The 15,538-nt window shown below is 60.3% G+C and carries 14 protein-coding genes; 12 read left to right on the top strand and 2 right to left on the bottom strand.

Features of this window, described 5'->3' with window-relative positions; genetic code table 11:
• Window positions 1-135 precede the first annotated feature (135 nt).
• A complete protein-coding gene (locus tag HCK86_RS08445; protein WP_176084023.1) occupies window positions 136-1,722 on the bottom strand; it encodes an alpha/beta hydrolase in 1,587 nt (528 codons plus the stop codon).
• A gap of 220 nt (window positions 1,723-1,942) precedes the next feature.
• On the opposite strand from HCK86_RS08445, the gene HCK86_RS08440 reads away from it, so the two are divergent.
• Entirely contained in the window at window positions 1,943-2,368 is a 426-nt protein-coding gene (locus tag HCK86_RS08440; protein ID WP_176084022.1) for a GatB/YqeY domain-containing protein, read from the top strand.
• A gap of 123 nt (window positions 2,369-2,491) precedes the next feature.
• Here HCK86_RS08440 and HCK86_RS08435 read toward each other — a convergent pair whose 3' ends face one another.
• Window positions 2,492-3,412 (bottom strand): LysR family transcriptional regulator, encoded by a 921-nt coding sequence (locus tag HCK86_RS08435; RefSeq protein ID WP_176084021.1) that lies wholly within the window; start codon window positions 3,410-3,412, stop codon window positions 2,492-2,494.
• A 125-nt stretch (window positions 3,413-3,537) separates the two neighbouring features.
• On the opposite strand from HCK86_RS08435, the gene HCK86_RS08430 reads away from it, so the two are divergent.
• The 11 genes from HCK86_RS08430 to HCK86_RS08380 all read left to right on the top strand — a co-directional run bounded on the left by HCK86_RS08430 (window position 3,538) and on the right by HCK86_RS08380 (window position 15,491).
• Window positions 3,538-4,620, top strand: a complete 1,083-nt coding sequence (locus HCK86_RS08430; RefSeq protein WP_176084020.1) for a D-cysteine desulfhydrase — start codon at window positions 3,538-3,540, stop codon at window positions 4,618-4,620.
• Between the two features lie 76 nt (window positions 4,621-4,696).
• Window positions 4,697-5,572, top strand: coding sequence for an amino acid ABC transporter substrate-binding protein (locus HCK86_RS08425; RefSeq protein WP_176084019.1), 876 nt, complete (start codon window positions 4,697-4,699; stop codon window positions 5,570-5,572).
• Between the two features lie 88 nt (window positions 5,573-5,660).
• On the top strand, window positions 5,661-6,380 hold the full coding sequence (locus tag HCK86_RS08420) for an amino acid ABC transporter permease (protein WP_176084018.1): 720 nt from the start codon (window positions 5,661-5,663) through the stop codon (window positions 6,378-6,380).
• Between the two features lie 2 nt (window positions 6,381-6,382).
• Window positions 6,383-7,039: an ABC transporter permease subunit gene (locus HCK86_RS08415; RefSeq protein WP_176084017.1), complete on the top strand. Its 657-nt coding sequence runs from the start codon at window positions 6,383-6,385 to the stop codon at window positions 7,037-7,039.
• Window positions 7,036-7,764, top strand: a complete 729-nt coding sequence (locus tag HCK86_RS08410; protein ID WP_176084016.1) for an amino acid ABC transporter ATP-binding protein — start codon at window positions 7,036-7,038, stop codon at window positions 7,762-7,764. Before HCK86_RS08415 ends, HCK86_RS08410 begins: the two co-directional genes overlap by 4 nt.
• Before the next feature lie 385 nt (window positions 7,765-8,149).
• Window positions 8,150-8,998, top strand: coding sequence for an ABC transporter substrate-binding protein (locus tag HCK86_RS08405; protein ID WP_246739527.1), 849 nt, complete (start codon window positions 8,150-8,152; stop codon window positions 8,996-8,998).
• Between the two features lie 75 nt (window positions 8,999-9,073).
• On the top strand, window positions 9,074-10,690 hold the full coding sequence (locus tag HCK86_RS08400) for an amino acid ABC transporter permease/ATP-binding protein (protein ID WP_176084014.1): 1,617 nt from the start codon (window positions 9,074-9,076) through the stop codon (window positions 10,688-10,690).
• Between the two features lie 30 nt (window positions 10,691-10,720).
• On the top strand, window positions 10,721-11,962 hold the full coding sequence (locus HCK86_RS08395) for an acetamidase/formamidase family protein (RefSeq protein WP_176084013.1): 1,242 nt from the start codon (window positions 10,721-10,723) through the stop codon (window positions 11,960-11,962).
• Window positions 11,953-14,358 carry an acetamidase/formamidase family protein gene (locus HCK86_RS08390; RefSeq protein WP_348641055.1) on the top strand — a complete coding sequence of 802 codons (2,406 nt, stop codon included), beginning with the start codon at window positions 11,953-11,955 and terminating at the stop codon, window positions 14,356-14,358. Before HCK86_RS08395 ends, HCK86_RS08390 begins: the two co-directional genes overlap by 10 nt.
• Before the next feature lie 2 nt (window positions 14,359-14,360).
• On the top strand, window positions 14,361-14,747 hold the full coding sequence (locus tag HCK86_RS08385) for a RidA family protein (RefSeq protein WP_176084202.1): 387 nt from the start codon (window positions 14,361-14,363) through the stop codon (window positions 14,745-14,747).
• 306 nt (window positions 14,748-15,053) lie between these two features.
• Window positions 15,054-15,491, top strand: a complete 438-nt coding sequence (locus HCK86_RS08380; RefSeq protein WP_176084012.1) for a YqaA family protein — start codon at window positions 15,054-15,056, stop codon at window positions 15,489-15,491.
• Window positions 15,492-15,538 lie beyond the last annotated feature (47 nt).

Raw genomic sequence — 15,538 nt, 5'->3', positions numbered from 1 at the left:
ATCGATTTTCGAGCCGGTGCGTAGATTCAACACGATAGAGCGTCCTGGTGCGCCCAAAAGGATGTACGGCGCTCTCGCGGGAGGCCGCCGCGTCTGGTTGTCGAAAAAGCGGCAACCACTTGCTCGCCCGATGCTCTACGCCGAATGGGCCGTGCAAAGGTAGGCTCCACCGAGAATGTTGGCGATCACCTCGAAATGGCTGGACATCAGGTGATGCCCGGCGTCCGGAAGAATATGGGTTCGGATATCGCAGCGGCGGGCATTCAGTTCATGCAAGACGTCGGGTCGGCACATCCTGTCCTGTTCGCCATGAACCAGAGTGATGGGAAGCCCGCTTTCCAGAAGCTCGCTGACCCAGTCGCGCTGGTTGATGATCAGGTCGGCGGCGATGGCGTTGCCGCCGCGTTCGCCCATCAGTTTCAGCCAGTCGAGAATGAAGCCCGCCTTGATGCCGTAATCGACCACGGCGAGGTCGGGCGCGGAGTGGCGATAGGCCAGCCGGTAGGCGCGGGCGGCTAGAACCGGCGAGCGGGCAATCACCGCATAGGCCTTGACCAGCGTTGAGACGACTTTCGGGTTATGTCGCATGGCGTCGGAGAGCGAGCTTTGCAGGCTCGTGCTCTCTTCGGTGTCGCGCAGGGTCGGCGGGTGTGGCATGCCGGCAATCACGATCTGGCCGATGAGATGCGGATAATGCCTGGCGAAATAGCCGAGCCAGGCCGTGCCGGAGCTTGCGCCGACGCAATCGACGGGCTCGCCGATGAAGTGCTCGATGAAATCGGCAAGGGCGGCGCAGTAGCGCTCGAGATGCAGCACTGGATCCGGTTCGTTCGCGACGGGGGAGAAGAAGCGCGGCGCGACGATCCAGCGCAATCCGGTCGCCTGCATCTGGTCGACGGCATCTTCGGCGACGACTGTCGGGGTCAAGAGCGGATGAAAGTAGAGGCAGGGCTTCCCCTTACGTGCTCCGAATTCCCAGACGGGCATGCGTTGGCCATCGCTCAGCGCAACATCGTGGAACAGCACACCGTCGCCGAAATGGCGGCGCAGCAGCGCCTGTTCGGCCCGTACCGTGCCGGATCGGCCGATAAGGCCGATCACGTCGCCCATGATGGTAAAGGAGGCGGCCTGCAACAGGGCCGCCTGGCTGGAGACATTGAATTTCTGAAAGATGACCTGCAGCTGCTTGCGCTTGGTGTCATAGGCTGCCCCCAATGCCGCCGCGGCCTGCTTGAGGTCGAGGCCGGACAGCAGCAATGAAAGCAGGCGATACTCGCCTTCGGTCAATGAAACGGGGCCGTCCGGGCGGCTGATGGTGGTTTCGAAAAAGCCGCGGTCGATCATCAGGGCGAAGTGGGAAAGACCGGCCGGCACGTCCGTCCTTCGCCGGTTGAGGTCGAGCAGCAGGATGAGGACACCGCCATAGTCGCGAAAGCCGATGCTGCTGCCATCCGCCCGCGGCAGATCCAGTGTTGCGGGGAAGAAACCTTCCTCGCTATTGCTGAACACTAAGGCGCCGTCGCCATCATAAAGCGCGCTCGGCTGCTCTATTCCGTAAAAATGCGCGTGGAAATATTCGCTGGCGAGAAAGCCCCTGTCGGCATCGCGATGCAGTTCAGGATCCTGCTCCCAGCGCCCGGAAAGGCTGGCTGGTTTGAGGAGCCTCGGAATCTCTGCAAGTCGGGCTGCATGACGCAGGAAGGCTTCGTGGCGCGATTTCATGAATTGGACTTTTTACGGTCAAAATTGTGGCGTCAAGTGTTTCTGTCGCGACTTTTCCCGGGAAGATCGGTATGTGCCGATTGTGCAGTGGCATTCGGTCTGGGCGATGCAAGCGAAGCGCTGACATCCGGGCCGCCAATATTGTGCTATAAAGCGCGAAAGCTTTGATCACGACAGCGCCGCTGTTCGTCAGCAAGGCACATCAATACGGAAGAAACTGATGCTTTTAGAGAAGATCAAGGCAGCCACGTTGGCTGCACGCAAAGCACGCCAGCCTCAGGCGGGTGTGTTGCTGACGCTGCAGGGCGCCATCGACACCCGTTCGAAGACGCTGGACCCGGTGCGCCCGCTGAGTGACGAGGAGATCGTTGCCGAGGTGCGCAAACTGCTCAAGGGCCTGAATGAGACCGAAGGCTATCTGCCGGCCGGTCCATCGGCAAAACGCGATCAGATCGAACTTGAAAAAGCGACGCTTGAACCCTTTCTGCCGAAGCAGATGAGTGATGCGGAACTCAAGGCCTTTGCCGAAGCCCGGGTTGCGGCCGGCGATAATATGGGGCAGATCATGGCCGCGCTGAAACAGGCCCATCCCGGCGAATATGACGGCAAGACGGCCTCTGCCATCGTCAAGGCGGCGCTGGCTTAGGTGCCCATATCATCAATGGGCGCAGGCCCGTGTGGCCTTGTCGTTTGAACCCCGCCGCAAACGCTTTCCAGGCGAGAGCGTTTGCCGGGTGGAAAGCTGCGGTCCACCGCTCCTGGAGTGTCCCTAGAATTGCATCTTTGCGGGCTGGCGCAGCGTGTCCACGCCCCGCATCAGGTCTATGACGGCGGCTCCCTTGGGGTCGTCGGACCAGCCGAAGACGGAAATGTCGAGCGGGATGCGGCCATGGCGCTGCGCCAGCGAGACAAGCGCGCCCGAGGCGACCAGTGGCCGGGCAATGGCGTGGGGCACCCAGCCGAAGCCAAGGCCCGAGCGGATCATATCCAGCACGCCGACGGAAAAGGCCGATTCGATCTTGGGGCCGGAAATGCCGGCGGCGATCATCTGGGCTGGCTCGAAGGCCTCGACAAGCTGGCCGAAATGACTATTCACCGGGAAGGCGACGTAGGGAATGTCTTCGGGCAGCGTACCGTCTGCGCTGATCCGGTAACGCCACGAGCCGCCGACGACCGGGATCAGCGTATCGCGGCGCCAGACGGCGCGAGCGACCCGCTCATTGAAGGGCAGCGGCGGAAGATCGCGGGCCTCATAGCAGAGCAGAAGATCCGCATCACCACGCACGAACAGCGCCAGACAATCCTGCCGGTTCATCGTTCGCACACGCCATGAGATCGGTCCCCAGTGACTGGTCAGCAGGTTGTTGAGATCGGCGAAGACAGAGATGCACAGCGCATGCTGCGTTGCAATCACCATCGACTTTTCCGCATGCTCGAAATTGCGGATCTTGTGTCTGAGCGTTTCGATGCGCCTCAGGACCGAGCGGATTTCCTCCTCGTTGATCCGCAAGGCTTCACCCATTGAAACCTGGTTCGGATGCCGCTCGATCAGCGTCACCCCCACCCAATCCTCGAAGGCGCGGATACGGCGGGAAAATGCCGGCTGCGTGACGTGGCGGCGCTCGGCTGCACGGCTGAGATTGCCCTCCTCAAGCAGGATCAGCACGTCTTCCAGAAGTTTCGATTCCATGCCGTTCCTTTCTGGAGAGTGCCTTCACCCATACAGAAAGTATGAGTAGCCTCAGAAATAGGCATTGTTCAAGCCTGCGAAAACATCCGAACGTGGCAAATAACGATAAGAGTCAAGAAAATCGGATGACTGACATTATGAACCCAAACCCCAACGCGACAACACCGGTATCGGGAATTCTGGAGCGCTGTCATATACTGGCGCGCTCCATCCAGGCGCATCCGCGCGTGAAGCTCGGTCATCTGCCGACACCGCTGGAGCCGATGGACCGTCTCAGCGAAGCGCTTGGCGGGCCGCGTATCTGGGTCAAGCGTGATGACTGCACCGGGCTTGCAAGCGGCGGCAACAAGACCCGCAAGCTCGAGTTCCTGATCGCCGATGCGCTGGAAAAGAAAGCAGACACGATCGTCACCCAGGGTGCGACACAGTCAAACCATGTGCGCCAAAGCGTTGCTGCGGCTGCGAAATTCGGACTGAAAAGCCATGTTCTGCTGGAAGACCGCACCGGTTTCCCGGATGCGGAATACAAAGATGGCGGCAATGTCCTGCTGGACCGGTTCTTCGGTGCGGTGATCGAGCATCTGCCCGGCGGCACGGACATGAATGCGGCGATGGAGGCGCGGGCGGAAGATCTGCGCAAGACAGGCGCCAGTCCCTACATCATTCCGGGCGGTGGCTCGAATCCGGTCGGTGCCCTCGGTTACGTCGACTGCGCGCGCGAGCTGTTCGAGCAGGCTGCGGCGGAAGGTCTCGACATCGATCTGATCATCCATGCGACCGGCAGTTCCGGCACGCAGGCGGGCCTGGTCGCCGGGCTGGCAGCGCTGGAGGTGGATACGCCGCTTCTCGGGATTGGCGTCCGTGCGCCGCAGGAGACGCAGGAGCAGATGGTCTACAATCTGGCCTGCAAGACGATGGATTATCTCGGCATGGGCCATGAGATCCGCCGCGAAGCCGTCAGCGCCGACTGCCGTTTCGTCGGGCAGGGCTATGGCCTGCCGACTGCGGGCATGTGGGATGCACTGAAAATGCTGGCGGAGCTTGAGGGGCTTCTCTTCGATCCGGTCTATTCCGGCAAGGGCCTCGACGGCATGATCTCGCTCGTGCGCGAGGGTGCGTTTTCCGACATGAAAAACATCGTTTTCATCCACACCGGCGGCTCGGTCGGCCTGTTCGGCTACCGCGCCCACATGGAAGGGATTTTCTGAAAACTGAGAATGACTGCATTCCGGACCAGGCAGAAAGCCCGGTCCGTAAAACCAAAACCACAAAAGGGGAACTACAATGAAACTATTCCAGATGATCGGCAGGACGCTTGTCGGTGCCGCGGCCGCGACACTTCTCGCGCTTTCTGCCCAGGCACAGGATTTTACCGGCCATCTCGGCAAGATTGCCGATAGCGGTGTGATTACGATCGGTTATCGCGAAAGCTCGATCCCGTTTTCCTATCTCGACGAAAACCAGAAGCCTGTCGGCTACACGATGGATATCTGCGCCAAGATCGTTGACGCTGTTTCTGCAAAGGTCGGCAAGGATCTCGAAGTCCGTTACGTGCCGGTCAATCCGAAGACCCGCATGACGCTGATTGCCAATGGCACGATCGACATGACCTGCGGTTCGGCCACCAATACGCTCGCCCGTCAGGAACAGGTCGGTTTCCTGCAGACGATTTTCGTCACCGGCACCAAGATCCTGGTCAAGGCCGATTCCGGCATTCACTCCATTGATGATCTCGACGGCAAGGCCATTGCCCTGCCGCAGGGCACCACCAATGACAAGGTCATCCGCGAGGAGATCGAAAAGCGCGGCCTGAACGTCAAGATCCTCTCGGTCAGCAATCACGGAGAAGGCTTCCTTGCGCTCGACACCGACCGCGTCGATGCCTATTCGACCGACCATATCCTGCTGTTCGGGCTGAAGGCCAAGGCCAAGAACCCCGATGAATACGAAGTGGTCGGCGATTTCCTTTCCTTTGACCCCTACGGCATCATGATCCCGCGCGATGACGACGATTTCCGTCTGGTCGGGGAGACCGCCATTGCCGAACTGTCGCGCAGCGGCGAGCTCGATACGCTCTACGACACGTGGTTCAAGCCGCTCGGTGTTGAAAAGACCCCGCTGCTGGAATCCGCCTTCGTTCTGGCTGCGCTGCCGCGCTGAGCCTTGGTGAAACAGCTGTGATCCCGGCCGCCGGTTTTCCCAACCTTCCGGCGGCCGGGCGTTTCGTTTCAATCCGAGCGGGGCATTCATGAATTATAACTGGGACTGGTCGGTCCTCCTTCAGCCGCCCTATGCCGAATGGCTGGTGACCGGCACGCTGATGACCTTTGCAGTCGCGCTGTCTGCCTGGGTGATTGCACTTCTCATCGGTACGGTCATCGGCGTTGGCCGCACCCTGCCGGTCAGGCCGGTTGCCCTGCTGTGCACGGTCTATGTCGAGATCTTCCGCAACGTGCCGCTGCTGGTGCAGATGTTCCTGTGGTATTTCGTGGTGCCGGAAATCGTGCCGCACGATATGGGCACCTGGATGAAGCGCGACATGCCTTATCCGGAATTCACCACCGCCATGCTGGCGCTGGGCTTCTATACGGCAAGCCGCGTCGCCGAACAGCTGCGCGCCGGCATTCAGGCGGTCGGCAAGGGGCTCGTTTCCGCTGCCTACGCCAATGGTCTTTCGACGTTGCAGGTCTATCGCTACATCCTGCTGCCGATCGCGGTGCGCACCGTCATTCCGCCGATGACATCGGAATTCCTCACGATCTTCAAGAATTCCTCGCTGGCGCTGACCATCGGCGTGCTGGAACTCACCGCGCAGAGCCAGAAGATTGCTGAATATACGTTTCACGGCTTCGAAGCCTATGCCGCTGCAACGGTCATATATGTGGTGATCGCGCTGATCGTGACCGTGTTGATGCACATGTTCGAAAAGATGAACCGGATTCCCGGTCTAATCGGCAAGGAGCGCTGACCATGTCGGATTTCGATTTCGGCGTCATCGCCGATAATCTGCCCTTCCTCGCCCGCGGTCTGGCGCTGTCGCTTTGGCTCACCTTTCTGGTGATCGTCGGCGGCATCGTCCTCGGCGCCGGCCTTGCGCTGATGCGGCTGTCAACATCGAGGCCGGTTTCGTTGCTGGCGGCAACCTATGTGAACCTGATCCGTTCGATCCCGCTGATCCTGGTGATCTTCTGGTTCTATTTCCTGGTGCCGCTCGCCCTTGGCCGGCCGATCGGCTCGTTCTACTCGGCGCTGATCGCCTTCACTTTGTTCGAGGCGGCCTATTATTCGGAAATCATCCGCGCCGGCATCCAGTCGGTGCGCAGCGGCCAGGTCCATGCCGGTCAGGCCTCCGGCCTCAACTACTGGCAGATCCAGCGCTACATCGTGCTGCCGCAGGCCTTTCGCAACATGATCCCGATCCTTTTGACACAAGGGATCGTGCTGTTTCAGGATACCAGCCTTGTCTTTGTCGTCAGCCTCAGGGATTTCATGACCACGGCATCCATCGTCGCGCGTTCGGAAGGGCGTCTGGTCGAGATGTATGTCTTTGCGGCGCTTGTCTATTTCGTCATCTGCTTTTCCGGCTCGCTTGCCGTTCGCCATCTCCAGAAGGGGCGCTCCTCATGATAGAAATCGAAAATGTCAACAAGTGGTACGGCACGTTCCAGGTCTTGCAGGACTGCTCGACCTCGGTGAAAAAGGGCGAGGTTGTCGTGGTCTGCGGGCCATCGGGCTCGGGCAAGTCGACGCTGATCAAATGCGTCAACGGGCTTGAGAGCATCGGCGACGGTTCGATCCGGGTCGAGGGCACCGAGGTCACCGACCGCAAGACCAATCTGGTCAGGCTGCGCGCCAAGATCGGCATGGTGTTCCAGCATTTCGAGCTCTATCCGCATATGAGCGTGCGCGAAAACCTCTGCCTTGCGCCGATGAAAGTGCTCGGGCGCTCGCGGGCAGAGGCCAATGCCAAGGCCGAGGCGCTTCTGGAGCGGGTTGGCCTTTCAGCCCAGATCGACAAGTATCCGGCCCAGCTTTCCGGTGGCCAGCAGCAGCGCGTCGCCATCTGCCGGGCGCTGGCGATGGATCCGGATGCCATGCTGTTTGACGAGCCGACCTCGGCGCTCGATCCGGAAATGATCAACGAGGTGCTGGAAGTCATGGTCGCACTGGCCAAAGACGGCATGACGATGATGGTCGTCACCCATGAAATGGGCTTTGCCCGCCGTGTCGCTGACCGCGTGGTCTTCATGGACGCAGGCCGGATCGTCGAGGACCGGCCGACGGAGCGTTTCTTCTCTGCGCCGGAAAGCGAGCGGGCCCGGGACTTTCTGTCCAAGATCGTTTCACACTGATTCCGGTGCCGTTTTGGTGTCGCGCCAGCCGGGGTGCCATCCGCTGAGCCGGTATGATGCGTCGCGGCATCCTACGTCATATTGCTTTCTGCTGCTATGGATGCCGATATGGCTGAGAAGCATATAAATTTCGCAATTGCTCAAAAAATGCGTATTATCTGCAAATAAAATAGTCAAATTCAGCATATCTCATCGCGTCGATGTAACGGATGACAATAATGAGTGCGCCAGTGGACAACAGTCCCGGCGCTGACTGCTCCTATGCTCGGATGATTGCTGCGGGTGGCCGCAGTGTCCAGAAAACATGGAGCGGGAAATGAAACAAACAGACACTGGAAAGACATTCATTCGCCGGAACTGGCTGGGTCTCGGTTTTGCAGCGCAAATGTTCATCGCATCGCTCGGCCTGGCTTCGGTTGCGCCAGTCTCTGAGGCGCATGCCGAAATGCCGGCCGCCTGCGCCGATCTGCAGGCAAAATATCCGGATCTGAAGGGCAAGACCCTCGTCAATGCCGTGAACCCGCATACGCCGGGCTATGAGGCGCTCGACCCGAACGACCCGAACAAATATATCGGTTTTGACATCGATCTCGGTGAAGCAATCGGCGATTGCCTTGGCTTCAGCCTCACTTACAAGCCGGTCACCTTCGCCGCGCTTCTGACGACGCTTGAGGCCGGTCAGGCCGACATCGTCATCTCCGACATCTATGCCACGAAGGAGCGCGCCAAGGCGGCGGATTTCGTCACCTATCTGAAGGTGTTTGATGGCGTTCTGGTTGCCAAGGGCAATCCGAAGAATATCGATGGCATCAACACTTCCATGTGCGGTACCACGGCTGCGGAAAATACCGGCTATGTGGAAGTGCCGCTCATTCAGGCGCTTGCCGCAGAATGCCAGGCCGCTGGCAAGCCTGCGCCGGAAATCCAGCTCTACGACAACAATGCCAACTGCATTCAGGCGATCCTGTCGGGCCGCGCAGACACCTATATCAATGATGCGAACACGGTTGACGGTGCCGTTGCCGCTTATCCCGACAAGCTGGAGAAGGCGACGGCTGTGACGCTTCCCTATTCGGTCGGCATTGCCGTTCCGCGTGGCAATACCGATTTCCGCGACGCCGTCATGGCAGCGCTGACGGAGATCCAGAAGAGCGGCATGCAGGCCGAAATGATGACCAAGTGGAACCTGCCTGCTGATCAGATCGAAGAGCCCAAGCTCGTTCTGGCGGACTGATCTCCTTTCAAAAGAAAACCGGCCGGCTGCTGATGCACCGGTCGGTCCTCTTCTCCTTTTATGCCGAGAGGCACCATGGATCTATTTATTCATTACCTGACCCAGCCCTATCTGGTGACCGGGATTATCTACACGCTGCTGATCACGGTTCTTGGCCTTGCCGGCGGCACGGTCATGGGGATCGTGCTTTCGGCCATGCAGCTGGGGCGCTACCGGCCGCTCGCCATTTTCGCGCGGGCCTATGCCATTATCTTTCGCGGCACGCCGCTGATCCTGCAGATGATCTTCTGCTACAATGCACTGCCGATGATCGGCATCAAGCTGACCGCGATCGAAGCCGCCGGGTTGGCGCTGGCGCTCAATGAAGCGCCTTTCATTGCCGAGATCATCCGCGCCAATATCATCGCTGTTGATCGCGGCCAGATCGCTGCCGGTCAGGCGCTGGGCATGCGGCCGCTGGCGATCATGGTTCGCATCGTTGTGCCCCAGGCCTTCCGCACCATGGTGCCGGCGCTTGGCAACGAGGCTGTCAGCGCATTGAAGAATTCCTCTTTGGCCTCCGTCGTCTCGGTGCAGGAACTGACACTGCGTTCGACCCAGCTTGCCTCGTCGACCTTCGACTTCTTCTCGATCTTCTTTGCTTCCGGCCTGATGTATCTGGTTCTGACCGGCGCGATCGCGCTCATTCAGCTGATTGTCGAGGCGGTGCTCGATCTCGATGCGGATCCGAAGACGCGGTTGACACGGCTGATCCCGTGGCGCCGGGCCGAGCAGCCGGCTGTGGCGGTTGTCGCGCCGGGTGCGGCCGCGGTGGCTGACGCTGACACCGCGCCCGAACCGGCGCCGGAGTACCTCGTCAGGCCTATCCGAGTGATCGATCACGACAAGCGCTGGAGCGCGCTTGAGAAAAACCGGATCGCGGTGGAGATCCGCGGCCTGCACAAGAGCTATTCGGGGCAGGCCGTTCTCAATTCGCTGGATCTGGATGTGCGGCTCGGTGAGGTGGTCGCGCTTCTCGGACCGAGCGGATCAGGCAAGAGCACGCTTCTGCGCTGTATCAATCATCTCGAAACCTGGGACAGTGGCTCAATCCGGGTGATCGACCAGTCGATCGGCGTTGATGGGCGCGGGCGTTCGCTGTCACAGGGTGCCATCGCCGATGCGCGGGCGTCGGTCGGCGTCGGCATGGTGTTTCAGAATTTCAATCTTTTCGGCCATCTCACGGCCCGCGAGAACGTGGCCGGACCGTTGCGCTGGGTTCAGGGGCTGTCGCGCAGCGAGGCGAACCGGCGGGCCGACGAACTGCTCGAACGGGTCGGCCTGTCGCATCGCGCCGATGCCTTGCCGCGTCACATGTCCGGCGGACAGCAGCAGCGTGTCGCCATTGCCCGGGCGCTGGCACCCAATCCGGCAATCCTGCTTCTGGATGAGCCGACCTCCGCGCTTGATCCCGAACTTGTCAGCGAGGTGCTTGATGTTATCCGCCGGCTCGCCGTCGAGGACGGCCTCACCATGCTGATCTCAACCCACCAGCTCGGCTTCGCCCAGGATGTCGCCGATCGGGCGGTTTTCCTGGCCGAAGGCGCGATCGTTGAGCAGGGGCGGGCGGGCGAGATGCTCTCGCGCCCGAAAAATCCGCGCACGCAGCAATTCCTGCAGATTGTCAGCGAAGAGAACGGCCAGCCCGGCTGAGCGGCACGAACACTTTGAATGGAGAGAAGAATGACGCATTACAAATTGCCGGCCAGGCCCGAAACGGTGCACTGGGGCTATTTCAGCAAGACCATCGAGCCTGTCCTGACCCTGCGATCCGGCGATACCGCCACGATCGACACGATCACCCATCACGCCAATGATGATTATGAGCGGATGATCAAAGGTGATGAGGAAGCCGAAGCGATCTATCGCTGGACCAGTACGGAAAAAGCTGTTTCCAGACGTGGTGCAGGTCCCGACAGCGGTCCTTTCGAGCATGGCCCGGGCGAGGGGCTGGGCGTGCATCTGCTTACCGGACCGATCGCCATTGATGGTGCCGAACCTGGCGATGTGCTGGAAGTTCGCATTCTCGATATCTATCCCCGGCCAAGCGCCAATCCGGAATTCGAAGGGCGTTTCTTCGGTTCCAACCCTTCGGCGAACTGGGGCTTTCAGTATCAGGACCTGATTGAAGAGCCGAAGCCGCGCGAAGTCGTGACGATCTATGAACTCAACATGTCCGAACCGGCGCATGTTTCTGCCGTCTATTCCTATGTCTGGACTCCGCAGACTGATCCCGACGGCGTCGTCCATCCCGTGATCGACTATCCCGGCGTCCATGTCGACCATGCGACGATCACGAAGAAGCAGGATGTTCTGAAGGGCATTAGCGTGCCTGCGCGTCTGCATTTCGGCACGATGGGGCTGGCACCCGCAGAGGCCGATTTCGTCAGCACCATTCCGCCGAGCTATACCGGCGGCAATATGGATGACTGGCGCATCACCAAGGGCGTCAGAATGTTCTATCCGGTCTCGGTGGCCGGCGCGATGTTCTCGGTCGGCGATGCCCATGCGACCCAGGGCGACAGCGAGCTTTCCGGCACGGCGGTCGAGATCTCGATGACCGGCAAGTTCGAGTTCATCCTGCACAAGAAGAGCGATCTTGCCGGAACCATCATGGAAGGGCTCACCCATCCGCTGCTGGAAAATGATGATGTCTGGGCGGTGTTCGGTTTCAGCGTCACCAACTATCTCGCCGAGCTCGGCGCCAATCATCAATATGAGATCCTCACCAGCTCAAGCCTCGATAATGCCATGCGCGACGCCTTCAGGAAGCTGCGCCGCTTCTTGATGACGGTGCATGATCTGACGGAAGACGAGGCGATTTCGCTGATGTCGATTGCCGCCGATTTCTCGGTAACCCAGGTGGTCGATGCCAATTGGGGTGTGACCGGCTCAATCCGGAAGAGCCTTTTTTCATGCTCTTGAGACCGGGACTGGCTTTTCACTCTTCGCGCGTGCAGTATGATCCGATCGACGCTCATGAGGCGTCGATCACCAGCAGCACGGATGAAAGGATGAATGTCAGGCAATTCATAGCCGAGTCATATCCGCAGGATGTTCGCAGCGAAGCGTGGCGTGCGTTGCTGGCTGAATTCAATCTGCATTCGGTCCGTCTTGATGGCGCCCGGGACAGCTATTCCAATGCGGTCCTGCGTGGCGATGGTGATGGCGTTATTGTCGGCCGTCTGGTGGCGGGCTCACAGATCCTGTCATGCATTCCCAAGCGCAGCCGCATGCTGATGGGCATCATCCCGCTTGATGAGAGCCTCGAGGTGATGAGCGACGGTCTGACACGGGAGGTCAGTGCCGGCCAGCTCGTCGTGCTGCAGATGGATCGTCCCTGGGAAGCGCGGTTTGCCACCAATGTGCGCACGGCCGTCTTTGCGATTTCGGATGCGGTGCTGCAGCGGCGCGGTGCAGCCTGGGTGCCGTTCTCGGATCCGCGCTGTTTCGACAGTGCCGGCCTGGCGGCGGTCTTCATCCGCGCGATGGAAAGTGCCGTTGCCGAAATGGAACGCCTTTCCAATGCGGAATGGCAATCGCTTGAGCAGTTTATCGCCGATCTTTTCGTGACCATGGTCGTGGAGGCGGAGGCGGCGGACAAGCCAGCAACGCCAAGCCTTGCCGCGCTGTTCAACCGGATCACGCTGGCTATCGAGAAACGTCTTCATGATGCGGAACTGACCGCGGCCAAGGTGGCACGGGTGGAGGGCATTTCCGAGCGCTATTTGCAGAAGCTGTTTGAGCAGAATGGCGAAAGCTTTGCCCATTATCTGCGGGAGCGACGGCTGCAGCGTGCCCGCGCGGCGCTGGTGACGCCGGGCGATACGCGTCTGCCGGTCGCCGATGTCGCCTATAATTGCGGCTTTGGCGATGCTGCCAATTTCAGTCGCATGTTCAAGGAGCGTTTCGGGCTGCCGCCCGGCGCCTTTCGCTCGCAATATCTTGATCGATTTGCGGACAGTGCCGGCACGGAGCAGCGCGGCTGGCCGGTCAAGGCGCTGGCGGGCAAGAAGTCCGCGTCAAAACCCGCAACCCACGTTGCAATCGTCGACGAGGGCGCTGCCAATGAGACTGTGGATTGCGGCCGGCATCACCATCTGGCCGTCAATGCGTCGCGGGTTCACTGGGGCTATTTCAGCCGGTCGCTGACGCCGGTGCTGGAGATCAGCTCGGGCGATACGGTCGAGATCGAAACGCTCTCGCAGCACGCTTCCGATGCACCGGACCTGATGATTGCCGGCGACAGTGCCGCAGAAGATGTGTTTCACTGGACCCCGGAGCGGAAGGCGGTCGATCGCCGCGGCGCCGGACCGATCGACGCCTCGGTCTTCGGACGCGGTGCCGGTGAGGGGTTCGGGGTGCATATCTGCACCGGGCCGATCTATGTGCGTGAGGCAAAGCCGGGCGACGTGATCGAAGTGCACATCGAGGACATGGTGCCGCGCCCGAGCCGTAGTCCGGCCGGGCTCGGGCGCTGTTTCGGCAGCAATGTTTCCGCCTGGTGGGGATATCATTATTCGGAACTGGTCAAGGAGCCCAAGCAGCGCGAAAACGTCACCATATTCGAGGTCTTTCCTGATGAAGGATTTGCCGAGGCGCTGTTTTCCTATCGCTGGACGCCGCAGACCGATCCGTTCGGCGTTGTCCACCGCACCTATGATTATCCCGGCGTGCCGGTTGATCGCTCTTCGGTGGAGGTCTGTGACCTGGCCTTAAGGCGCACGCGCATTCCGCTGCGGCCGCATTTCGGCGTGATCGCGCTGGCCCCGCGCGAGAGCGAGTTCATCGATTCCGTGCCGCCAGCCTATTTCGGCGGCAATCTCGACAATTGGCGGCTTGGCACAGGAGCAAGCGTGTTTCTGCCGGTCTCTGTCGTCGGCGGGCTGGTGTCGATCGGCGATCCGCATGCCGCACAGGGCGACGGCGAGCTCTCCGGGACCGCAATCGAATGCTCGATGACGGGCAGGGTGCGCATTACCCTGCACAAGAACGATGCGCGTTTCGCCGATCTGACCTACCCCCTGATCGAGACGCCCGATGAATGGGTGCTTACCGGCTTCAGCCATCCGGATTATCTGGCCGAGTTCGGCGCCAAGGGGCAGGGCGAGGTCTACGCCAAGTCCTCGCTTGACCTTGCCATGAAGGATGCCTTTCGCAAGGCACGGCGTTTTCTCATGGGGCGCCACGGACTGAGCGAAGACGAGGCGATCGCAGTGATGTCGTCCGCCGTTGATTTCGGGGTCACGCAGGTTGTCGATGGCAATTGGGGCATTCACGCGATCATTCGCAAGGCGATATTCGAAAGCGAGAAGGATTAATGATGCAGTTTCACATGATTGCGGGTGGCCCGCAGCCGGTCGCTCCCTTCAGCCATGCCGTCGAGAGCGACGGATTTGTCTTCATTACCGGACAGATGCCGGATACGCCCGCAGCGCCGGGCGTTTTGCCGGCCGGGATCGAAGCCCAGACCAATAATGTCATGGCCAACCTTCAGACCGTGCTGAACGGGCTCGGGCTCGGGCTGGAACATGTGGTGATGGCGCGGGTCTATCTCACGCATTTCAAAGAGGATTACGCCGCCATGAATGCGGCCTACCGGCGTTTCTTCCCGCAGGACCGGCTTCCGGCCAGAACCTGCGTCGGGGTGACGGGGCTTGCCTATGATGCGCGGATCGAAATCGATCTTGTTGCTCGGCGGCCAGCCTGAGGCTCTAGCGCATCGGCTCTAAAATCGGAATCGATTTTCGAAAAGAACGATGCGTAGCTTCAATCAGTTAGAGCGTCCTTGGTGCATCCGAATGGATGCACGGCGCTCTGAGGCCAATTCCCGCTCCAAAAATGTCTCTGGCTTTCCGGGCCTGCCGGTAACGCAGCTTGCCATCTTCAGCCCGACAGAGGATGATCCGGCAATGATCGAGAACACATCTGAACCTTCTCCGCACGTCCGGCGCTGTTCAGACGGCGCCGGTGCAGTCTGCAGCCCCGGCCAGCATGCGGAATGGCTTACCAGAAAATGAGTGCAATTGCAGCCTATGCCGGCCTGTTTCTGACCGCGCTGATCGCAGCCACCATCCTGCCGATGCAATCGGAGGCGGCGCTGGCCGGCCTCATTCTTGCGGGCAAATTTCCGATCTGGGCGCTCGTTCTGACGGCGAGCATCGGCAACATACTGGGGTCTCTGATAAACTGGTGCCTTGGCCGCGGGATCGAGCGATTTCGCGACCGGCGCTGGTTTCCCGTTAGCCCGAAGGCGCTGGCGCGCGCGCAGAGCTGGTATCAGCGCTACGGCAAATGGTCGCTGCTGCTGAGCTGGGCGCCTGTCATCGGCGATCCGATAACGGTGGTGGCGGGTGTCCTGCGTGAGCCGCTGGCGACCTTTCTTGTCCTTGTCGCGCTTGCCAAGGTCGGCCGCTATCTCATCATCGCCATGGCGATCGCGAGTGCGACATGACATTGAAGCTTACGTGACCGCCTGGAACCGGCTATAGGCCAGACAGG

The sequence above is a fragment of the Martelella sp. HB161492 genome (assembly GCF_013184775.1).
In the GTDB taxonomy this organism is placed as follows: Bacteria; Pseudomonadota; Alphaproteobacteria; order Rhizobiales; family Rhizobiaceae; genus Martelella.
The sequence above is the reverse complement of the archived record's forward strand: the minus strand, read 5'-3'. Positions and strand labels throughout refer to the sequence as shown.